We start from the raw sequence: 20,020 nt of genomic DNA, 5'->3' as shown, positions 1-20,020 counted from the left end.
CAGACGTGCACACCGATCATGGTGCGCCACGCCGTTGTGGTCGCACGGTCTTGGGGCCATGGTACCCGAGGGGCCTGCGGCGAGGCCGCCCAGGGCGGCCTCACCCGAGGGCGGCCCGGCCGCCCACGGGGCCCGTTTTGCACGTGCGGGGGAAGGTGTGTATAGTTCTACGAGTTCGATCCGCTCCAGCGGAACGGAAGATGCGCCCATAGCTCAGCTGGATAGAGCGTCTGTCTACGGAACAGAAGGTCAGGGGTTCGAATCCCTTTGGGCGCACCACAGGGAAGGCCCCCGCTCCTCGGAGAGCGGGGGCCTTCGTCGTCCCCGAGAGGTCCAGCGACGTCGGGGCCCGCTCCGGCGGCGTCAGCGGCCCGGCACCACGAAGTGGGTGAGGGCGGCGTCGCGCCCGTCGAGCTCGGCCCACGGCTTGTCGACCCGGAAGACCTGCAGCCCCAGCGTGGGGTAGTGCTCCGTCATGGCCAGCGCTGCGTCCTGGTCCGAGTCGAGGCTCATGAGGCGCATGCCGAGGTTCTGCACCCACGGCATGTGACCCACGACTAGGAGGCAGCGGACGCCCTCCTCGGTCTCGTTGACGATCGAGAGCGCGCGGGCGGCGTCGGCCTCGTAGAGCCGTCGGTCCAGATAGGGGGTGGGGGCGAGCTCGCCGAGCTGCTCGCACACCCACACGCAGGTCTGCCGGGTGCGCAAGGCGTCCGAGCAGACGATGCCGTCCGGGACGAGCCCGTTCTCCCGGAGCCAGCGGCCGGCGGCGGGCGCCTGCTCGTGCCCGCGCGCGGCGAGCGGGCGGTCGTGGTCGTCCGCCCCCTCGGGCCAGCCGGCCTTGGCATGCCGCAGGACGATCAGGGTCTTCGCGTCGGAGCCGCCCATGGCGCCGCGGTCAGATGGAGTACTCGGGAGCGGCCCACACGACGACCTCGGGGTGCCGGTAGAAGCGGTAGCCCTGGCCGCGCACGGTGCGCACGGTGTTGGCCAGGCGGCCGAGCTTGGCGCGGAGGCGGCGGATGTGGACGTCGATCGTGCGCTCGTTGGGGACCTCGTCCGAGGTGCGCCACAGCGCCTCGAGCAGCTCGTCGCGGCCCACCGTGCGCTCCCCATTCTCCACGAGGTAGTTGAGCAGCTCGAACTCCTTGAACGTGAGGTTCAGCGGCTCCCCGTCCAGCTGCACCTCGCGACGGGACAGGTCGATCAGCACGCCGGGCTGCCGCGTGGACACCGGGGCGGGCGCCTGGGCCAGGTCGGGGCGCAAGGCGCCCTGCACGGTGGGGTCGCCCAGCACCTGGCGGACCACCTCGAGGTCGTCGCCCTCGGCGCCGGCCGGGGCCAGGGCGACGGCGGCGTGGGACTGGGAGCCCGGGACGAGCGACTCGACGTAGTGGCGCAGCTCGTTGGCGAGGCGGGTGAGCGAGGTGCCGGCGGCCGAGGCCGCGAGCTCGTCCATGCCCACGTAGATCACGAAGCCGCGGGCCTCGTTCTCCCGGGCCACCGCCTGGGGACCGGGGACGCCGTTGGGCGCGAGCACGGGAGTCGGATCGGTCTGTGCGGGGAGCGGGCCCGGCGCGGGCGTCCCGGCGAGGCGGAGGTCGCCGCGGCCTGCCGCGCCCCGCACCCGGTGGCCCGGGGTCCGGCGCTGCGCGTTGCGCACCGAGACATGCACGTATCCGGCGGACTCACTCATGACCGTCACTCCTCAGTCGGTTCCCCGCCTGCTCGCGAGAACGCGGGCGGGATCGTCATATGACGACTATGTGACGTCGCCCGGCGATCTGGCAAGTAACACTGATTGATTCGTCTCGCATATCGGACGCTCTGGATCCATTTGTGTCTGAGATCACCATTCGTCGCCCTGCATAACCCCGCCGTGTCATTTTCGACCCGACGCCGCCCCCATCGAGGGCATCGCATATGTATGCCGCATCTTCTCCCAGCCGGCTCCCAGTTCAGATCGCCCACGTCGGGTTGCCTCCGACGTCGCCCCCCGCCCGTCCATCTGGTGGACGACACATTCGACATGGTGGTCACCGAAAGCACGAGACCCCCGCCGGAGCGGGGGTCTCGGGGAGCGGGCTGCAGCGCCGGGACCGGCGGTGCAGCCGGTTCACTCGGCCAGGCCGTAGAGGCGGTCTCCCGCGTCGCCGAGTCCCGGGACGATGTAAGAGCGCTCGTTGAGCCGTTCGTCGAGGGCCGCGAGGTAGAGGTCCACCTCCATGTCGCCCAGGGACTCCTCGAGACGCGCGATGCCCTCCGGCGCCGCAAGCAGGCAGAGGCATGTCACCCGTGCCGCACCGCGCTCGTAGAGGAAGCGGATGGCCTCGACCAGGGTCCCGCCCGTGGCGAGCATCGGGTCCAGGAGGAAGACGTGGCGTCCGGTCAGGTCGGCGGGCAGGCGCTCGGCGTACGTGACGATGTCGAGGGTCTCCTCGTTGCGCGCCATGCCCAGGAAGCCGACCTCCGCGGAGGGCGCCATCTTGACCATGCCCTCAAGCATGCCGAGGCCCGCGCGCAGGATGGGCACCACGAGGGGACGCGGGCGGGCCAGGCGGGTGCCCGTCGTCGTGGTCACGGGCGTCTCGATCGTCACGGGCTCCACCGCGACGTCGCGCGTCGCCTCATAGCCCAGGAGCATCACCAGCTCCTCGGTGAGCTGGCGGAAGATCATCGAGGGGGTCTCCCGCTTCCGCAGGACGGTGAGCTTGTGGGCGACGAGGGGGTGGTCGACGACGTGAACGCGCATGCTCCCACGCTACCGTCCCCCGTACGCTGGAGCCGTGCCCTCCTCCGTGTCCTCCGTGTCTGCCCCCGCGCCCACCTCTGCGCAGGAGCACGCCTGGATGGGCCTGGCCCTCGGGGTCGCCCGCGCCGCCGGCGAGGCCGGAGACGTCCCGATCGGCGCGGTCCTCGTGGCCGGGGACGGGACCGTCCTCGCGGCGGGGGGCAACGAGCGCGAGCAGCACCACGACCCCACCGCCCACGCCGAGGTCCTGGCGCTGCGCCGCGCGGCCGAGGCCCTGGCGGCCTCGGGCGGCGGCGACGGATGGCGCCTCACCGACTCCACCCTCGTGGTCACCCTCGAGCCCTGCCCCATGTGCGCGGGGGCCTTGCTGCTCGCCCGCGTCCCGCGCGTTGTGTTCGGGGCATGGGATCCCAAGGCGGGCGCGTGCGGCTCCGTGCTGGACGTGGTGCGGGACCCGCGCTTCAACCACACGGTGCAGGTGCGCGGCGGCGTCCGCGCCGCGGAGTCCGCCGCCCTGCTGCGCGGGTTCTTCGCCGCGCACCGGGAATGAGCGGATGGCCGGGCACGGCCGGCTCCGGGGCCGACGACGACGACGGCCCGCGGCCGGTTTGGGCGCGTCGCGGCCGCTCGGGTAGAGTGTCCCAGTCTGGTGACGTGTCCGAGCGGCCGAAGGTGCAGCACTCGAAATGCTGTGTACGGTAACCCCGTACCGTGGGTTCAAATCCCACCGTCACCGCCAGATGTGAAGGCCCCGAGTCCCGCGTGATCCTGCGCTGACCGGGGCCTTCGTCATGCACCCACATCGGGCGCACAGACTGTTCACGGGCCGTTCCCCGCCCTCCACTAGAGTGCGCGGCGTCACCGCCGCTCCCTCACCGCCCTGGAGGCCCCCCTTGTCCCCCACCACCGATCCCGCCGCGGGCCCCACCCCGCCGGCGAACGCCTCATCCCTGGACCGCCGTGCCCCTCACCTGCGCTACCCGTGGGCGCCGCTCGCAGCGGTCGCCTCCGCCCTCGTGTCCCTGCTCGCCCTCTTCCTGCCGGCCGCGAGCGTGAGCCTCTTCGGCGGCCGGATCAGCCAGAGCTTCCTGGAGGCGAGCGCGGACGAGGCCGGGATCATCCTGGCCCTGCTGCTGCTCACCATCGCCCTGTGCGTGGCGGCCTTCCTGGTCTCAGCGGCGTGGGCGCGCATCGCCGCCGGCGTCCTGGCTGTCCTCACCGGCCTGTTCCTGATGGTGGACGGCTTCGCGAACATCGGGAGGGTGGCCGGCCACGGCGCCAGCCCCGGCATCGGCCTGGTGCTCATGGGCCTGGCCGGCCTCGCGCTCGCTGCCGCCGGCGTCCTGATGTTCCTGGCCCGCAGGGGCGGCACACCCGGCGAGCGGGCGAAGGTCACGCAGCGCGTCGACTGACGTCACCGGGTCGTACGACCGGGGTCGGGTGCCTGGCGCGTCCGGCCCCGGTGCCATCATGGACCCCATGTCAGTGAAGGTGCTCGCCGTCGGCAAGAAGCATGAAGCGTGGGTCTCGGACGGGATCGCACGCTACGAGCGGCGCCTCAAGAGGCCCTACGACCTCACGTGGCAGCTCCTCCCCCACTCCGCGCGGCAGGAGGACGCGGCCCGGACCGAGGAGTCGGACCGCATCCTGGCCAAGGTCGGCGGGGACGAGCACATGATCCTCCTGGACGAGCGCGGCAATGGCTTCGACTCCCCCGGCCTGGCCCGGCACCTGCGGGCGCAGTTCGACGTCGGCGCACCCGTCACGCTCGTGATCGGCGGCGCGTACGGGGTGGACCAGCGCGTCCACGCGCGGTCCGACCGCGTGTGGTCCCTCTCCGGCCTCGTCTTCCCGCACCAGCTCGTGCGCCTCATCCTGGCAGAGCAGGTCTACCGCGCGCAGGAGATCTCCGCCGGCCGGCCGTACCACCACGCATGAGCGGCACCGAGGGGGCCGGGACGCCCGCCCCGAGCACCGCCGCCGTCCTCTCCCGCTTCAGCGAGCCCACCCGCGCGTGGTTCACGGGTGCCTTCGAGGGGCCGACGCCGGCGCAGGTGGGCGCGTGGGACGCGATCTCCTCGGGCCGCCACGCCCTCGTGATCGCCCCGACGGGCTCCGGCAAGACCCTCTCCTCCTTCCTCTGGGCGCTGGACTCGTTCGTGCGCGAGCCCGCGGACCCGGAGGTCTCCGCCACCCGCGTCCTCTACATCTCCCCGCTCAAGGCGCTCGGCGTGGACGTGGAGCGCAACCTGCGTGCCCCGCTGATCGGCATCACGCAGACCGCACGCACCCTCGGCCGGGCAGTGCCGCAGGTGCGCGTGGGCGTGCGGTCCGGGGACACCCCCGCGGCAGAGCGGCGCCGTCTGCTGCAGGACCCGCCGGACATCCTCATCACCACGCCCGAGTCCCTCTTCCTGATGCTCACCTCGAAGGGTCGCTCGGCCCTGGCCGGCGTGCGCACCGTGATCGTGGACGAGGTGCACGCCGTCGCCGGCACGAAGCGCGGCGCCCACCTGGCCGTGTCCCTCGAGCGCCTCGATGCGCTGCTCGAGAGGCCCGTGCAGCGCATCGGCCTCTCCGCCACGGTGGAGCCGGCCTCCGAGGTCGCCCGCTTCCTCGGCGGCGTGCAGCCGGTCACCATCGTGCGGCCCGCCTCGGCCAAGCAGTGGGACCTCGCGGTGAGCGTCCCCATCCCGGACATGACCGACCTCTCCGCCCCCTCGGGTGCCCAGGACACGGGTCCGGGATCCTCTCCGGCGGGCGCCCCGGGCGGGGCCGACGGGGGCGCGGCGATGGGCGGCTCCATCTGGCCGCACGTGGAGGAGCGGATCGTGGACCTGGTGTCCGAGCGCCGCTCCACCCTGGTGTTCGCCAACTCCCGCCGCCTCGCCGAACGTCTCACGGGTCGCCTCAACGAGATCTGGGAGGCCCGCCAGGAGGCGGCCGCCGCCGCGGACCTGCCCGACGCCGTCCCGGGCTTCCGCGAGCCGGCCCAGGCGCGCGACGTCGTCGCCGGATGGCTGGCACAGCGGGACGCGGCCCCCGCGACGCCGCGCACCCCGGTCCACGGACCCGCCCAGGTGGCCGGGCAGACCGGCACCGGCTCGGGGACGGTCTCCGACTTCGCCCGCGCCCACCACGGCTCCGTCTCCAAGGAGCAGCGCGCCATCGTGGAGGAGGCGCTGAAGACCGGGCAGATCCGCTGCGTCGTGGCCACGAGCTCGCTCGAGCTCGGCATCGACATGGGCGCGGTGGACCAGGTGATCCAGGTGGAGTCGCCGCCGTCGGTGGCCTCGGGCCTGCAGCGCGTGGGCCGCGCGGGCCACCAGGTGGGAGAGGTCTCCCGCGGCGTGTTCTTCCCCAAGCACCGCGGGGACCTCGTCGACACCGCCGTGGTCGCCGAGCGCATGGTGGCCGGGTGCATCGAGTCCCTGCGCGTCCCCGCCAACCCGCTGGACATCCTGGCCCAGCAGACGGTGGCCGCCGTCGCGATCGAGGACGTGGAGGCCGAGGCCTGGTTCGACCTCGTGCGCCGCTCCGCCCCGTTCTCGGCCCTGCCGCACTCGGCCTACGAGTCTGTGCTGGACCTGCTCGCCGGCCGCTACCCCTCGGACGAGTTCGCCGAGCTGCGCCCGCGCATCCTGTGGGACCGCGAGGAGGGCACGCTCTCCGGCCGCCCCGGCGCCCAGCGTCTGGCCGTCACCTCGGGCGGCACCATCCCGGACCGCGGCCTGTTCGGCGTCTTCCTCGCCACGGACGCCGGCGCGGGCGGCGGCCGGGACGGCGCGGCCGCCGACGGGGACACCGGCGAGTCCGCGGCGAAGTCCTCGGCCGGCTCCGCGCGCTCGGGCGGGCGCCGCGTCGGCGAGCTGGACGAGGAGATGGTCTACGAGTCCCGCGTGGGCGACGTGATCCTGCTCGGCGCCACGTCATGGCGGATCGTGGACATCACCGCCGACCGCGTGCTGGTGCTCCCCGCCTACGGCCAGCCGGGCAAGCTCCCGTTCTGGCGCGGCGACGCCGCCGGACGCCCCGCCGAGCTCGGCGACGCCGTCGGGCGCTTCCGCCGCGAGGTGGACGCTGACCGGGAGGCGGCCCTCGCCCGCCTCGAGGCCGCGGGCCTGGACCCCTGGGCACGGGACAACCTGCTGGCCTATCTGAAGGACCAGCGCGAGGCCACCGGCACGCTGCCCACGGAGAAGACCCTCGTGGTGGAGCGGTTCACGGACGAGCTCGGCGACTGGCGCGTGGTGCTCCACTCCCCCTTCGGCATGGCCGTCCACGCGCCCTGGGCGCTCGCGGTGGGCGCCCGGCTGGCCCAGCGCTACGGCCTCGAGACCGGCTCCGGCGCCGCGATGGCCGCCGATGACGGCATCGTCCTGCGCATCCCCCTCATGGACACGGAGCCGCCGGGCGCAGAGCTCTTCGAGTTCACGGCGGAGGAGCTGGACGAGATCGTCACGGCGGAGGTCGGCGGATCCGCGCTGTTCGCCGCCCGCTTCCGCGAGAACGCCGCCCGCGCCCTGCTGCTCCCCCGCCGCAACCCCGGCCGGCGCTCGCCCCTGTGGCAGCAGCGCCAGCGCGCCGCCCAGCTGCTGGACGTGGCCCGCAAGTTCCCGCAGTTCCCGGTGATCCTGGAGACCGTCCGCGAGGTGCTCCAGGACGTCTACGACCTCCCGGCCCTCAAGGACGTCGCCGCCCGCCTCGCGTCGCGTGCGATCCGCATGGTCGAGGTCACGACGACGGCGCCCTCGCCCTTCGCGCAGTCCATCCTCTTCGGGTACGTCGCCCAGTTCATCTACGAGGGCGACTCCCCCCTGGCCGAGCGCCGCGCGGCGGCCCTGTCCCTCGATCCGGCGCTGCTGTCCGAGCTGCTCGGCACGGAGGAGCTGCGGGAGCTCCTGGATGCGGACGTCATCGCCGGCGTCGAGGCGGAGCTGCAGCGGCTCGCCCCGGACCGGCGCGTGCGCGGGGCCGAAGGCCTCGCTGACCTGTTGCGGCTCGTGGGCCCGCTCACCGTGGTGGAGGCGGCGCGGCGGACGCAGCCGGAGGTCGAGGCAGGGGCGGCGGACCCTGAGCCGGCCGCCGGTGAGACACCCGCGTCTGAGCCGGACCCCGCCGCGCACGAGGCCGCCGTCGCCGGGATGCTGGACGAGCTCGTCCGCGCCAACCGGGCGTTCCGCCTGCGCCGCGAAGGCGGGGAGGTCTACGCGGCGGTCGAGGACGCGGCCCGCCTGCGCGACGCCCTCGGCGTGCCGATCCCCATGGGCGTGCCGGTCACGTTCCTGGAGCCGGTCGAGGATCCCCTCGGCGACCTCGTGGGCCGCTACGCCCGCACCCACGGGCCCTTCACGGCCGCCGAGGCGGGCGCGGCGCTCGGACTGGGCGGCGCCGTCGTGCTGGGGGTGCTGCAGCGCCTGGCCTCCGAGCGCCGCGTCAGCACCGGCGCGTTCCGCCCGGACGGCGCGCCCGGCGCGACGGGCCTGGACGCCGAGTGGTGCGAGTCCGAGGTGCTGCGCCGCATCCGCCGCCGCTCCCTCGCCGCCCTGCGCGCCGAGGTGGAGCCGGTGGAGCAGGCCGCCTACGGCCGGTTCCTCGCCGACTGGCAGCACCTGCGCCCCCGCCCCGGGCACCCGTCCCCGGCGTCGCTCGAGGGCGTGGACGGCGTGGCCGTCGCCCTGGACCAGCTGGCCGGCATGCCCCTGCCCGCGAGCGCGTGGGAGTCCCTCGTGCTGCCGGCGCGCGTGCGGGACTACGCGCCCACGATGCTCGACGAGCTGCTCTCCACGGGCGAGTACGTGTGGTCCGGGACCGCGGAGGCCGCCGGCAACGACGGCTGGGTGGCGATCCACCCTGCCGACGCCGTCGACCTCACGCTCCGCCTTCCCGAGGCCCAGCAGGGGCCCGCCCCCGCGGACGCCGCGCTGCGCGAGCGGATCCTCGCGGTGCTCGGCTCGGGCGGCGCGTGGTTCTTCCCGCAGCTCGTGGAGCGGGTGCTGGCCCTCGGCGCCGAACAGGGGGCTGAGCCGGTCCGTGGCCCCGCGGTGCTCGAGGCCCTGTGGGCACTCGTGTGGGAGGGCAAGGTCGGCAATGACACGTTCGCCCCCGTCCGCGGACTGCTCTCGCTCGGCAAGACCGCGCACCGCACGGGGAGGCAGTCCCCGCGGGCGCGAACCGCTCGCACGGGCGGTGCGGGCCGCGGGCTGGGCAGTCGGCTGGCGGGGGTGCGCGGGCGCGGCCGGTACGCGGGCCTCGCAGCCGGCGACGGCGCGGCGGGGTCGGCGAGCGCGGGCATCGCCCCCGGCGTGGGCGGGCTCTCCGCCGCGGAGCAGGCGCGCGCGGCGGGGCGCTGGGCCCTGCTGCCCGCCGCGGAGCAGGATCCCACCGTGCGCGCCCACGCCACCGCCGAGCTGCTGCTGGACCGCTACGGCGTGATCACGCGCGGCTCCGTGGTGGCCGAGGAGGTGCCCGGCGGCTTCGCGGGGCAGTACCAGCTGCTCACCCGCATGGAGGACGCCGGCCAGGTGCGCCGCGGCCACTTCGTGGAGGGCCTCGGCGGCGCCCAGTTCTCCACGGGCGCCGTGGTGGACCGGCTGCGCGGCTTCCAGCGCGCGCAGGAGGAGGGCGGGGACGACGACGGCGCGGACGGTCCCGGCGCGATCGGCGGTCCGCCCTCTGGCTGGGTCAGCCCGCTCGGACCGCCGCCCGGCCGCCCGGCCGTCAACCCCCATGCCCGGCCGGAGGAGCCGGACCCACCGGCGCTGGCGCTCGCGGCCACCGATCCCGCGAACCCCTACGGCGCGGCCCTCGACTGGCCCTCGGTGCCGCCGGGCCCGGGCGGGGTGGTCCCCACGGGGCACCGGCCGGGCCGGAAGGCGGGCGCCGTCGTCGTGCTGATCCGCGGCCGGCTGGTGCTGTACATGGAGCGCGGCGGCAAGACCCTGCTGTGCTTCACGGAGCACGCGGCGGAGCTGCGGGCCGCCGCGGCGGCGCTCGTGTGGGCGCTGCGCACCGGGAGGACGGAGCGGCTGAGCCTCGAGAAGGTCAACGGCGCGCCCATCCTCGGGACGCCCCTCTCCGGGGCGATGCTCGACGCGGGGTTCTACTCGTCGCCGTCGGGCATCCGGTACCGCAGCTGAGGCAGGCCGTCGTGGGGAGGCCCCACCGCAGCCGCGGCGCGTCATCATGGCGTCACGCGGGAGGCGTGGCGGCTCGGGCGGCGGGCGCACGACAGCACCGGGCGGCGCCGGGTAGGTTCGCGCCCATGAGCGAGAACCCGAGCACCGCCGAGGACACCCTGACGCACGACCCCGCGAGCGGACTGGCCGGCACGGATCCCGTGGCCCCGTCCGAGCCGGACGGCCCGTTCGGCGCCGACCCCGAGGCCGAGCTCCTCGGCGAGTCCATGCCGCACCCCTCCGAGCCCTCCGTGACGCCGTTCCTCATGTTCGAGGGCGACGCCGGCGCCGCCATGGACGCCTACCTCACCGCGTTCGTGGAGCACCTGCCGGTCACCGAGGTCCGCCGCGACCTGTTCGACGACTCGACGCCCCGCGGCGCCGAGTGGGCGGGCAAGGTCTCGCACGGCGAGCTCGAGATCGCGGGCCAGCGGCTGCGCTTCTTCGACTCGTTCACCCCGCACGGCTTCTCCTTCACCCCCTCGATCAGCCTCTTCGTGGAGCTGCCGGACCCCACGGCGGTGGACGCGATCCACGACGCCCTCGTCTCCGGCGGCGGCGCCGACCTCATGCCCCCGGACGACTACGGCTTCTCCCGCCGCTTCGCGTGGGTGGCCGACCGCTTCGGCGTGACGTGGCAGCTCAACGCGGTGTGAGCGCCGCCGTCGTGGCGGTGGCCTGACATGCCCGAGGGCGACTCCCTCGTCCGCGCCGCGCACCGCCTGCGCCCCCTGCTCGCGGGACGGGTGCTGCGGCATGCTGACCTGCGCGTGCCCCGGCACGCCACCGCGCGCCTCGAGGAGTGGACGGTGGCCGAGGTGCGGCCGCTGGCCAAGTACCTGCTGATGCGGCTCACGCCACCCGCCGAGGACGACGGCGCCGCGCCCCTCACGCTGATCTCCCACCTGAAGATGGAGGGGCGCTGGCTCGACTCCGGCCTCGACGCGCCCTGGGGCGCGCCCGCGTGGCAGGTGCGGTGCGTGCTGGAGACGGACGAGCACCGCGTGATCGGCGCGCAGCTGGGCCTGCTCGAGCTCGTCCGCACGGATCGCGAGCACACGGTGGTGGGCCACCTGGGCCCCGACCTGCTCGACCCCGGGTGGGCCGACCCCGCCACCGCCGCGGCACTGCTCGCCGAGGGCGTGCGCCGCCTGACCGAGCGGCCCGGGCGTCCCGTGGGGCTGGCCCTGCTGGACCAGCGCCTCGTCTCCGGGATCGGCAACATCTACCGCTGCGAGACGCTGCTGCTCGCCGGGATCGACCCCCACCGCCCGATCGGCGAGGTCGACGACGTCCCGGGACTCGTCCTGCTGGCCGGGGACCTGCTGCGCGCCAACGTTCCGCCGGCGTCGCCGGCGATCGGTTCACAGCGGGCCACGACGCATGTCCGCCGCAACGAGTCCCGGCCGTTCGCGATCGAGGTCCTCGACGGACCGCCTCGCGGCCGGCAGCCGAGCTACTGGGTCTACGGCCACGATCGCTTCCCGTGCCTGCGCTGCGGCGGGCGCGTGCGCAAGGAGGACTACGGTTCCCCCGAGGACGCCGAGCGGCAGCTGTGGTGGTGCCCGAACTGCCAGTGGTGACTACGGTGGTCACATGGCTGACCCGTTCCCCAAGGACCCGGAGGGCGCCACGGTCGCGCTCGTGCTCGCCGGCGGCACCGGCGGGCGTCTCATGCCGCTGACGCAGGCCCGTGCCAAGCCGATGGTCCCGCTCGCGGGCCAGTACCGGCTGATCGACGTCGCGCTGTCCAACCTCGCGCACTCGGGGCTGCAGGACGTGTGGATCGTGGAGCAGTACCGCCCGTTCACGCTGAACCAGCACCTGGCCGGCGGCCGCCCCTGGGACCTCGACGGCACGCGCCACGGCCTGCGGATCCTGCCTCCCGCGCAGGGCCGCGCCGAAGAGGGCTTCTCCCGCGGCAACGGCCACGCGATCGCCCAGCAGGTGCCCCTCCTGGAGCAGTTCGGGGCGAGCACCGTCGTCGTGATGTCCGCGGACCACCTCTACCAGCTGGACCTGCGCCCCGTGCTGGCCGAGCACGCGGCCTCGGGCGCGGAGCTCACCGTCGTGACCACCCGGACGGACGAGGACCCCTCCCGCTTCGGCGTGGTCCAGGCCGACGACGACGGCGCCGTCACCGCCTACGACTACAAGCCCGAGGACCCCGAGGGCTCGCTCGTGGCCACGGAGGTGTTCGTGTTCGACGTCGCGGCGCTCTCCGAGGTGGTGGGCGAGCTCCTGGCCGCCGAGGACGAGGCCGGCACCAAGGAGGACGGCGAGACCGACGAGGACGGCGATCCGGTCGGCGGCTCGCTCGGCGACTACGGGGAGAGCATCATCCCCGCGTTCGTGGACCGCGGGCGGGTCCGCGAGCACCGCCTCGAGGGCTACTGGCGGGACATCGGCACGCTCGACGCGTTCTTCCGGGCCCACCGCGAGATCCTCGACGGCACCGGGCTGGACCTCACCGCCGAGGGCTGGCCGCTGCTCACCAACGCACGCCAGTCGCCCCCGGCGTGGGTGGCCCCCGACGCGCGAGTCACCGGCTCACTGCTCGGCCCGGGCTGCCGCATCGCGGGCGAGGTCGTGGACTCCGTGGTCGGCCCGGGCGTGGTGGTCGAGGCCGGCGCCACGGTGCGCGGATCCCTTCTCCTCGGCGACGCCACGGTCCCCTCCGGCGCGGTGCTGGACACGGTCATCGTCGACGTCGGCGGGCACGTCCCGGCGCGCGAGGTGTTCGGAAAGACTGAGCCGGCCGACGAGGTCGCGGTGTTGGGCCCGCGCGACCGCTCCCCCGCGAGCGGCGACGAGACCACCGGCACCGGCTCCCCCGTGAAGGGCTGACTGCGCGGGCCCGTCCACCCGGCCTGGAATGATGGGGCCGTGGCCGTGACCTCCCCCCTTCCCCTGCGCGACGGCGTCAACGCGACCCGACTGCGCCTGCCCTCCTCCGGGCCCTGGGCGAGCGTGCAGGAGTACGTGCTGGACCGCTTCGGCCACGTGGACCCGGACGGCATCCGGCGGCGCTTCGCGGCGGGCGAGGTCGTGGCCGTGGACGGCGCGCCCATCCCCGCGGACACCCCGCTCGGCGCGCACGAGGACCTCTGGTACTACCGCGATCTGCCGGACGAGCAGCCCCTGCCGGTCGCGCACGAGATCCTCCACGCGGACGAGCACCTCGTGGTGATCCACAAGCCCCACTTCCTGCCCACCACGCCGGGCGGGCGCTTCATCCAGGAGACCGCGCTGGTCCGCCTGCGCAACGAGCTCGGCCTCGACGACCTCGTGCCCCTGCACCGCCTCGACCGGGCGACGGCCGGCGTCGTCATGTTCTCCGCCAACCCCGCCACGCGCGGCGCCTACCACCTGCTCTTCGAGCGGCGCGCGGTGGCCAAGCGGTACGAGGCGGTCGCCGTGCTCCCGGAGTCGCCCGCGGACCCCGACGACGACGCGGCCCGCCCCGACGACGACCCCCGCCTCACGCGGTTCCCCCTGACCATCCGCAGCCGCATCCGCAAGGACAGGGGGATCCTGCGGTCGGTGGTCGAGGAGATCCCGGCGGCGGCCTCGGGCCGGGCCGCCGGGGCGCCGGTGCGCACGAAGAAGTCGAACGTGGCCCACGCCGGGGCCAACGCGGAGACGCGCGTGGAGGTGCTGGGCGTCGGACGCTCGGCGGGCATGCTCGCGGGGCGGCGTGTGGTGCACCTCGGGCTCACCCCGCGCACGGGGCGGACGCACCAGCTGCGGATCCACCTCGCGTCGCTGGGCCTGGGCATCGCCTTCGACCCGTTCTACCCCGAGCTGCTGGACGCCGCGCCGGACGACCTCGCCCGCCCGCTCCAGCTGCTCTCTCGGTCCCTGAGCTTCACCGACCCGGTCACGGGCGAGCCGCGCACCTTCGCCTCCCCGGCACAGCTCCAGGAGCGTCCGCGATGACGGCCATGACCGCCCTGGCGGCGGCCTCCGCGGAGACCGGACCCGCGGACCTCCTGGACCGCCTCGGCGCGTGGTTCCACCCGCTCACGGCGCTGCTCGTGGCCCTCGACGCGCCCGTCCCGCCGGTGCCGTCGGAGATCCTGGTGATCGGCTCGGGCTCGCTCGCGCTGGCGGGCCGGGTCAGCCTGTGGGCGTCCGTCCTCGCCGCGTGGCTCGGCTGCTGGGCGGGCGACATCGGCCTGTACGCGCTCTTCCGGCACGGGCTGGCCAGACGCCTCGACCGCTGGGCGTGGGGCCGCTGGGTGCACCGCGGGATCCGCTCCCTGCTGGTCAAGGCCGGGCCGGCCACGGGCCTCGCGGGGCTGTTCGTGCTGCGGTTCGTCTCCGGCGGGCGCACCGCCTCCATGGCCGCGGCGGGGATCGCGGGCATCCGGTGGCCCGTGTTCCTGTGGCTCTCCGGCCTCGGCTCGCTGACCTGGAGCGTCTACATGGTGGGGCTCGGGTGGGTGTCCGGTCAGACCACCGGGCTCCCCTGGTGGGCGTCGGCACTGGTGGGGGTGGCGTTGGGTACCCTTGCAGGGATGATCATCGCGGGGATCGTGGCATGGCGCCGACGATCCGGGAAGGGGGCAGCATGACCGGCGCGTCTCCCGAGCCCGCGGAGTCCTCCGAGAGCCCTCGCTCGCGCCCGCGGCACGCGCTCGCCGCCCCCGGGGAGATCTCCCGCCGGCAGATCAAGCGCCACGCGCGCGCCCTGCGCGGCACGCCGACGCGCCCGGAGACGCCCGCCCAGCGCACCACTCGTGAGGGTCGCCGCGCGGACGTCAACGCCGCCATGGAGAGCCTGCGCGCGGAGGGCTCGCCGGCGGGCCAGCGCTCCCACGGAGACCTGCGTGCCCTCCTCGACCGGATCGGCGGCCAGGACCTCGCCCGCTTCACCACGCCCCTCGTGGGGACCCTCGGCCACCGCCCGGTGGAGCCCGGGGCGGCCCCGACGGTCGACCCCGGGCGCGCGGCCGAGGCCCTGGCGCTGGAGAAGGCCGAGGAGCAGGAGCGCCGTCGCCGCGCCGCCGAGCTCGCCCGCCGCCGCAAGGGGGAGCAGCGGGCCCGCCGGCAGCGGGAGGCCGAGCGCCAGCGCCGCGCGAGCGCCGAGAAGAAGGCCCGCCAGGCCGAGGAGGCCGCCCACCACCGCCAGGAGCGGGAGGAGAGGCGCCGCCGCGAGGCGGAGGTGGCCGCCGAGCGCGCCCGCGTCCAGGCCGAGCGTCGCGCCCGGGAGGAGGCGGAGGCCGCCGAGCGTGAGCGCCGGCGCGCCGAGGCCGAGCATGCCCGGCTCCTGGCGGAGGAGGAGCGCCGGCGCCACGCGGCACGCGTGGAGGCCGAACGCCTGCGCCGCGAGGCCGAGGAGCGCGAGCGCGCCCGCCAGGAGGCCGCGGCCGCCGAGGAGGCCGAGCGCCGCCGCCGCCGCGCGGAGGAGGAGCGTCTGCGCCGGGAGGCGGAGGAGGCGCGCCGGCACTGGATCGAGCGCGCGCGCCGCTACGCCGGGCACTCCGCGGACCGCGCCCTGAGCCAGGCTCGCCTGCTCGCCGACCGCGAGCGCCACCTGGGCGACCAGCAGGCCCTCGAGGAGGCGAGCCGGCTGCGCGCCCACCAGGACCGGGAGTCGCAGGCCCTCTACCGGGCGGCGCGCGAGCTCGAGGGCCCGGAGATCATCCCCGTGGCGTCCCAGCGGCCCTTCCTCGCCCACCCGGACGAGGACGTGACGGACGAGGAGCTGTTCGCCCGCGCCCGCGTCGCGCTGCCCGAGTGGCGCCGCCGGGACCGCCTGAGCACGAAGGCCGAGGCCATCCGCTCGGCGGCCGCTCCTGCGCCGGCACCCGACGGCCCCACAACCGCGGCGATCCCCCTGATCCCGTCCTACACTGCGCCCCTGGGTGCGCCCGAGCCGCGCCGCGCGGCGACGGCCAAGGACCGCCGGCGGCAGGCCGGCCTGACGCTCGCGTGGCTGGTGTTCGTGCTCGCCGGCGCGTGGGGCCTGGGCCTGTTCGGCCGCCTCCCCGGGCTGGACGCCCTGGACTTCGGCTCCTACCGCGCCGCACACGACGGCCGCTACGGCTTCACCACCACCGTCTTCTCCCTGTATCCGCTGCACCCGCTCGTGTGGCCGGGGCTGTGGGCGGCGGTGGGCGTGCACGTGCTCCACCAGTGGGCCCCCGGGCAGGCGGCCTCCTCACGGCAGCGGGAGGCCGGCTGGCCCCTGGCCGGCGCGCTCCTGGCCGTCAGCACGTGGTTCCCGCTCGCCGTGCTCGTCCCGTGGGGGCTCGAGGTGCTGGTGTGGCTGGTGGCCCTGGCGCTGATGGTGCGCGCGATCCGGCGTCTCACGGACCGGCCCGCGCGCACGGGCGCGGAGCGGGTGGTCACCGACGGCGCCGCCGGTCTGCTCGCCGGTGTCCTGCTGGCCGGCCTGCCCACCACGCTGGGCTCGGCGCTGAACGCGTGGGGCGTGGCCCTGACGTGGTTCCCCACTGAGCTCTTCGCCACCCTCCTGCTGCTGGCCGTGCTGGTCCTCGGCCTGCACCTGGCGCTGACGGATCGCGGCCGCATGGGGGTCGCGCTGGGCATGGGCTGGACCCTGCTGAACCTCGGCCTCCCGCGCCTGCTGCCGCCCCCGCTCGGTGCCGAGCAGAGCGCCTGGGTCGGCCTCACCGCCGTGTTCGGGGCCCTCGCCCTCGTGCTCGCCGTCGCCGTGCGCCGCTCGTGGGTGCGCCAGGTGGAGCGGGACGCGGGCCTCACCCCCTGAGCCCCGACCGGCGTCGCGCGGCCGGTCGACGGCGCAGCGCGGTGTCCCCCGTGTGCTCAGGGCGCGTCACCCTCACGGCGCGGCGTGCACCGGGACCCAGCGGCCGCCGTCGCGCCGCAGGACGTCCAGGCGCCCCGTGACGGCGACGCCGGACACCGCCTCCGCCATCCGCGCGCCGACGCCCACGGCCTCGGCGTCCTCCCCCGCGCGGTGCGAGGCGGGGACGGTGAAGCGCAGCACGATGCGCGGCACCCGGGAGACGACCTCGACGTCCTTCGCGGCGAGCACGTGCGTGGCCTGCACGGCGGCCTCGGCGAGGTCCATGACCTCCTCGGGGCGATGGCCGGGGCGGAGGTCGCCGATCTGCAGACGGGTGCGGTAGGAGGGCATGCCGCCAGGGTAGCGAGGCGGCGCCGCACGGCCTCCGGGGTCCGGGGGCCCTCGTAAGGTGAGGCCATGACCGACGCGACCTCTCCCGCCCTGCCCGCGATCCTCGAGCCGCTGACGATCAACGGCGTCGAGGTGCGCAACCGCCTGATCCTGCCGCCCATGTGCATGTACGCGTGCGAGGCCCGCGACGGCGTCCCCCACGGCTGGCACTTCCAGCACCTGGGGGCACGGGCTGCGGGCGGCTTCGGGATCGTGGTGGCGGAGGCGACGGCGGTGACGCCCAAGGGGCGCATCTCCGCGTGGGACACCGGCCTGTGGAACGACGAGCAGCGGGACGCGTGGGCGCCGATCGCCGCGTACGTCGCCGCCGAGGGCGCGGTGCCCGCGGTCCAGCTGGGCCACGCCGGAGCGAAGGCCTCCACCGTGCCCATGCACCCGGGCGTGCCCGCGGGCGAGCCGATCCTGGAGGGCCCCGACGCGTGGGCGACCCTCTCGCCCTCGGGCGTGCCCGCCACCTCGATGCCGGCGAACGTGCGCGCCATGACCGAGCAGGACGTCGCGGGCACCGTGCGCGCCTTCGCGGACGCCGCCCGTCGCGCGGACGAGGCCGGGTTCGGCGCCGTGCAGCTGCACGCCGCACACGGCTACCTCATCCACCAGTTCCTCTCCCCGCTGACCAACACCCGCACGGACGGGTACGGCGGAGACTTCGAGGAGCGCACGCGGTTCCTGCGCGAGCTCGTGGCGGCCGTGCGCGAGGTGTGGCCCGCGGACAAGATCCTGGGCGTGCGGATCTCCGGCTCCGACTGGGTGGAGGAGGGCTGGGGCATCGAGGAGACGGTGCGCCTGGCCCGGATCCTCGAGGAGGAGGGCGTGCACTGGATGGACGTCTCCTCCGCGGGCCTGGGCGACCGGTACCACGGCCCCAAGGGCCCGGGCTACCAGGTGCCCCTGGCGCGGGCGGTGAAGGAGGGGACGCAGCGGATGGTGGTGTCCGCCGTCGGCTCCCTGACCACGCCGCAGGAGGTGGAGGAGGTGCTCGTCTCCGGCGCGGCGGACGCCGTGTGCGTGGGGCGGGCGGCCCTCGCGAACCCGAACGGGCCGGTCGAGGCGGCCCTCGAGCTGGGGGCGAGCGCGGAGCAGGCCCCCATGGCCCGGCAGTACTTCCGCGCGACGTGGGGCCCGGGTGCGCACTGAGCCGCGCCGTCGTCGTGCCCCTCGCCGAGGGCGGAACGCGCCGGCCCGACGTGCCCCGAGCCCGGAACTCCGGTAGAACAGAGCCATGAGCGTGCGCACCCCCGACCCGAATCCGGGATGGCTGTCCGAGGAGGACCTCTACGAGGCCCGCCGACGGCTGCCCATGGTCTACGTGGAGGCGATCCCGGTGCGCCTCGACGCGCTCGGCTACGTCTCCGAGATCGGCCTGCTCTACGTGGCCGACGACGAGGGCCGCTTCCAGCGCACCATCGTCTCCGGCCGCGTGATGTACCGCGAGACGATCCGCGCCGCGCTCATGCGCCACCTCGAGAAGGACCTGGGCCCGCTCGTGTTCCCGCAGCTGCCACCGTCGATCGTGCCGTGCACCGTGGCCGAGTACTTCCCTGCGCCGTCCGAGACGGGGCTGACCGACGACCGGCAGCACGCCGTCTCGATGGTCTACGTGGTGCCGGTGACGGGCGAGTGCAGCCCGCGCCAGGACGCGCTGGAGCTGACGTGGCTCACGCCGGACGAGGCGCTGAGCGAGGACGTGCAGGCCGAGTTCATCGGCGGCCGCGGGAACCTGCTCCGCCAGGCGCTCGCCCACGTGGGCTGGGGGCGATGAGCGTGGCACCGGTCAGCGGCGGCTACCTCCGTCACCTCAAGGCCCAGGAGGTCCAGCCGGGCGACTCCTTCCTCACCCGCCGCGGCGAGCCCGCCCCGGCCGTGGCCTCCGTGCGCACCGTGCGGGACGACTTCGGCACGCCCGCACTCGTGATCGCCACCCTGGAGGGCGGCCGCGAGGTGAGGATCGCCCACGGCTCCGTGATCCGGGTGCGCACCGAGCGCCCCGAGGAGCGCAAGGCCGCGGCGGACACGGCCTTCTCCCCCGTGGACGCGGGCTCCCCCGAGTCCCGGATCGTGGCCGTCGGCCAGCGCCACCTGGACGACCCGGAGCTCGTGGCCACGGCCGCCCGCCTCTCCCACGGGCTGAACCTGCGCTCCGGATCCCAGCTCGAGGACCTCTTCGACATGGCCGCGCGCATGTACCTGCTGCACGAGGACGTGGAGGGCGCGCTGGCCACGCTCGGCCTGCTGACGAACCTGCCGTGGGACGGGGCCGTGGGCCGCTGGAAGTCCATCCAGGCCGCCCTCGCCCTGGCCGCGCAGATCCTGCGGGAGGAGGGCGAGCACATCACCGCCGCCAACCTCGGCAAGCGCCTCCTGGAGGCCGACGAGGTGCCCAGCGAACCCGGCCGCGCCGCCCGCGTGCTCGAGGTGCGCCAGCGCCAGCTCAACGCCCCGCCGCTGTACGAGCGGGAGATCTCCAAGGCCCTGCAGGCCCGGGACGCCGCCGCCGAGTTCCAGTGGCGCAGGGCCCGGTTCGCCCAGCTGCTCTACCTGCGGGCGCGCGGCGGCTCCGAGACCCTCACGGACGCGGACCTGGACTCGCGGATCTCCCGGGAGCTCGGGACGCTGCGTGAGCTGGCCCGCACGGTGGAGTCCAAGGCGGCGGCGGGACGCTGAGCGGGGCGTGCCCGGCCTCGTGGTCCCGGTCCGACGGGGCGAGGGTGACCGTCGACGGGAACGGGTTGACGTCGGCCCGGCGCACACAGGGCTCCCTTCGGGAGGGTCCGAGTGGGAAGAGAGCACCCGGGCGTCCACGCGCGGCCGCGCAGCCCCGATTCCTGCGGGCGGCGTGAGACCGCGCGCAGGAGCAGAGGCGCCACGCCACGCTCAGCACCGTTGTGGCGCTATGCTCCCGCC

The 20,020-nt window shown here is 75.2% G+C and carries 17 protein-coding genes and 2 tRNA genes; 15 read left to right on the top strand and 4 right to left on the bottom strand.

From position 1 onward, the window contains the following. Nucleotides 1-202 precede the first annotated feature (202 nt). A tRNA-Arg gene (locus tag LG274_RS10000) sits at nt 203-279 on the top strand. A gap of 84 nt (nt 280-363) precedes the next feature. On the opposite strand, the gene LG274_RS09995 is transcribed toward LG274_RS10000, so the two are convergent. The 3 genes from LG274_RS09995 to upp all read right to left on the bottom strand — a co-directional run bounded on the left by LG274_RS09995 (nt 364) and on the right by upp (nt 2,752). Next, on the bottom strand, nt 364-888 hold the full coding sequence (locus LG274_RS09995) for a histidine phosphatase family protein (RefSeq protein WP_248118080.1): 525 nt from the start codon (nt 886-888) through the stop codon (nt 364-366). A 10-nt stretch (nt 889-898) separates the two neighbouring features. Further along, the gene (locus LG274_RS09990) at nt 899-1,696 is read right to left on the bottom strand and encodes a winged helix-turn-helix domain-containing protein (RefSeq protein WP_248118078.1); all 798 of its coding nucleotides are present in this window, start codon (nt 1,694-1,696) and stop codon (nt 899-901) included. 420 nt (nt 1,697-2,116) lie between these two features. Further along, complete coding sequence (gene upp / locus LG274_RS09985) at nt 2,117-2,752, bottom strand: uracil phosphoribosyltransferase (RefSeq protein WP_248118076.1); 636 nt, start codon at nt 2,750-2,752, stop codon at nt 2,117-2,119. Between the two features lie 97 nt (nt 2,753-2,849). Here upp and LG274_RS09980 point away from each other — a divergent pair, with 97 nt between their 5' ends. The 11 genes from LG274_RS09980 to LG274_RS09930 all read left to right on the top strand — a co-directional run bounded on the left by LG274_RS09980 (nt 2,850) and on the right by LG274_RS09930 (nt 16,666). After that, entirely contained in the window at nt 2,850-3,302 is a 453-nt protein-coding gene (locus LG274_RS09980; RefSeq protein ID WP_248118119.1) for a nucleoside deaminase, read from the top strand. A 98-nt stretch (nt 3,303-3,400) separates the two neighbouring features. After that, nucleotides 3,401-3,491: transfer RNA gene (locus LG274_RS09975), tRNA-Ser, on the top strand. Nucleotides 3,492-3,645: 154 nt separating this feature from the next. Next, complete coding sequence (locus tag LG274_RS09970; protein ID WP_248118074.1) at nt 3,646-4,164, top strand: hypothetical protein; 519 nt, start codon at nt 3,646-3,648, stop codon at nt 4,162-4,164. Nucleotides 4,165-4,231: 67 nt separating this feature from the next. Beyond that, a complete protein-coding gene (locus tag LG274_RS09965) occupies nt 4,232-4,690 on the top strand; it encodes a 23S rRNA (pseudouridine(1915)-N(3))-methyltransferase RlmH (protein ID WP_248118072.1) in 459 nt (152 codons plus the stop codon). Beyond that, nucleotides 4,687-9,891: an ATP-dependent helicase gene (locus LG274_RS09960; protein WP_404464256.1), complete on the top strand. Its 5,205-nt coding sequence runs from the start codon at nt 4,687-4,689 to the stop codon at nt 9,889-9,891. Before LG274_RS09965 ends, LG274_RS09960 begins: the two co-directional genes overlap by 4 nt. A gap of 125 nt (nt 9,892-10,016) precedes the next feature. After that, nucleotides 10,017-10,586, top strand: a complete 570-nt coding sequence (locus LG274_RS09955; protein ID WP_298713594.1) for a VOC family protein — start codon at nt 10,017-10,019, stop codon at nt 10,584-10,586. Between the two features lie 27 nt (nt 10,587-10,613). Next, nucleotides 10,614-11,513 (top strand): DNA-formamidopyrimidine glycosylase family protein, encoded by a 900-nt coding sequence (locus LG274_RS09950; RefSeq protein ID WP_404464254.1) that lies wholly within the window; start codon nt 10,614-10,616, stop codon nt 11,511-11,513. A gap of 13 nt (nt 11,514-11,526) precedes the next feature. Then, nucleotides 11,527-12,777 carry a glucose-1-phosphate adenylyltransferase family protein gene (locus tag LG274_RS09945; RefSeq protein WP_404464252.1) on the top strand — a complete coding sequence of 417 codons (1,251 nt, stop codon included), beginning with the start codon at nt 11,527-11,529 and terminating at the stop codon, nt 12,775-12,777. A gap of 39 nt (nt 12,778-12,816) precedes the next feature. Next, nucleotides 12,817-13,869 (top strand): pseudouridine synthase, encoded by a 1,053-nt coding sequence (locus LG274_RS09940; protein ID WP_248118062.1) that lies wholly within the window; start codon nt 12,817-12,819, stop codon nt 13,867-13,869. Beyond that, the gene (locus LG274_RS09935) at nt 13,866-14,507 is read left to right on the top strand and encodes a DedA family protein (protein WP_248118060.1); all 642 of its coding nucleotides are present in this window, start codon (nt 13,866-13,868) and stop codon (nt 14,505-14,507) included. The genes LG274_RS09940 and LG274_RS09935 overlap by 4 nt, the downstream gene beginning before the upstream one ends. Then, nucleotides 14,504-16,666 (top strand): hypothetical protein, encoded by a 2,163-nt coding sequence (locus LG274_RS09930; protein WP_404464249.1) that lies wholly within the window; start codon nt 14,504-14,506, stop codon nt 16,664-16,666. The genes LG274_RS09935 and LG274_RS09930 overlap by 4 nt, the downstream gene beginning before the upstream one ends. A 72-nt stretch (nt 16,667-16,738) precedes the next feature. On the opposite strand, the gene LG274_RS09925 is transcribed toward LG274_RS09930, so the two are convergent. Further along, entirely contained in the window at nt 16,739-17,056 is a 318-nt protein-coding gene (locus LG274_RS09925) for a hypothetical protein (RefSeq protein ID WP_248118058.1), read from the bottom strand. A 66-nt stretch (nt 17,057-17,122) separates the two neighbouring features. On the opposite strand from LG274_RS09925, the gene LG274_RS09920 reads away from it, so the two are divergent. The 3 genes from LG274_RS09920 (at nt 17,123) to LG274_RS09910 (ending at nt 19,780) form a co-directional block, all read left to right on the top strand. Continuing rightward, a complete protein-coding gene (locus LG274_RS09920) occupies nt 17,123-18,253 on the top strand; it encodes a tRNA-dihydrouridine synthase (protein ID WP_404464247.1) in 1,131 nt (376 codons plus the stop codon). An 85-nt stretch (nt 18,254-18,338) separates the two neighbouring features. Then, a complete protein-coding gene (locus LG274_RS09915; RefSeq protein WP_248118053.1) occupies nt 18,339-18,878 on the top strand; it encodes an NUDIX hydrolase family protein in 540 nt (179 codons plus the stop codon). Continuing rightward, a complete protein-coding gene (locus tag LG274_RS09910) occupies nt 18,875-19,780 on the top strand; it encodes a DUF6707 family protein (protein ID WP_248118051.1) in 906 nt (301 codons plus the stop codon). Before LG274_RS09915 ends, LG274_RS09910 begins: the two co-directional genes overlap by 4 nt. The last annotated feature ends 240 nt before the right edge of the window (nt 19,781-20,020 follow it).

The sequence above is a fragment of the Micrococcus antarcticus genome (assembly GCF_044872765.1).
GTDB lineage: Bacteria > Actinomycetota > Actinomycetes > Actinomycetales > Micrococcaceae > Micrococcus.
Note: the sequence above shows the minus strand (reverse complement) of the source record. Positions and strands in the feature narration are given on the sequence as shown.

What these genes read in the sequence shown, in the direction of transcription:
- LG274_RS09995 (WP_248118080.1), bottom strand. Translation starts at nt 888, where the DNA reads ATGGGCGGCTCCGACGCGAAGACCCTGATCGTCCTGCGGCATGCCAAG.
- LG274_RS09990 (WP_248118078.1), bottom strand. Translation starts at nt 1,696, where the DNA reads ATGAGTGAGTCCGCCGGATACGTGCATGTCTCGGTGCGCAACGCGCAG.
- upp (WP_248118076.1), bottom strand. Translation starts at nt 2,752, where the DNA reads ATGCGCGTTCACGTCGTCGACCACCCCCTCGTCGCCCACAAGCTCACC.
- LG274_RS09980 (WP_248118119.1), top strand. Translation starts at nt 2,850, where the DNA reads ATGGGCCTGGCCCTCGGGGTCGCCCGCGCCGCCGGCGAGGCCGGAGAC.
- LG274_RS09965 (WP_248118072.1), top strand. Translation starts at nt 4,232, where the DNA reads ATGTCAGTGAAGGTGCTCGCCGTCGGCAAGAAGCATGAAGCGTGGGTC.
- LG274_RS09960 (WP_404464256.1), top strand. Translation starts at nt 4,687, where the DNA reads ATGAGCGGCACCGAGGGGGCCGGGACGCCCGCCCCGAGCACCGCCGCC.
- LG274_RS09955 (WP_298713594.1), top strand. Translation starts at nt 10,017, where the DNA reads ATGAGCGAGAACCCGAGCACCGCCGAGGACACCCTGACGCACGACCCC.
- LG274_RS09950 (WP_404464254.1), top strand. Translation starts at nt 10,614, where the DNA reads ATGCCCGAGGGCGACTCCCTCGTCCGCGCCGCGCACCGCCTGCGCCCC.
- LG274_RS09945 (WP_404464252.1), top strand. Translation starts at nt 11,527, where the DNA reads ATGGCTGACCCGTTCCCCAAGGACCCGGAGGGCGCCACGGTCGCGCTC.
- LG274_RS09935 (WP_248118060.1), top strand. Translation starts at nt 13,866, where the DNA reads ATGACGGCCATGACCGCCCTGGCGGCGGCCTCCGCGGAGACCGGACCC.
- LG274_RS09930 (WP_404464249.1), top strand. Translation starts at nt 14,504, where the DNA reads ATGACCGGCGCGTCTCCCGAGCCCGCGGAGTCCTCCGAGAGCCCTCGC.
- LG274_RS09925 (WP_248118058.1), bottom strand. Translation starts at nt 17,056, where the DNA reads ATGCCCTCCTACCGCACCCGTCTGCAGATCGGCGACCTCCGCCCCGGC.
- LG274_RS09920 (WP_404464247.1), top strand. Translation starts at nt 17,123, where the DNA reads ATGACCGACGCGACCTCTCCCGCCCTGCCCGCGATCCTCGAGCCGCTG.
- LG274_RS09915 (WP_248118053.1), top strand. Translation starts at nt 18,339, where the DNA reads ATGAGCGTGCGCACCCCCGACCCGAATCCGGGATGGCTGTCCGAGGAG.
- LG274_RS09910 (WP_248118051.1), top strand. Translation starts at nt 18,875, where the DNA reads ATGAGCGTGGCACCGGTCAGCGGCGGCTACCTCCGTCACCTCAAGGCC.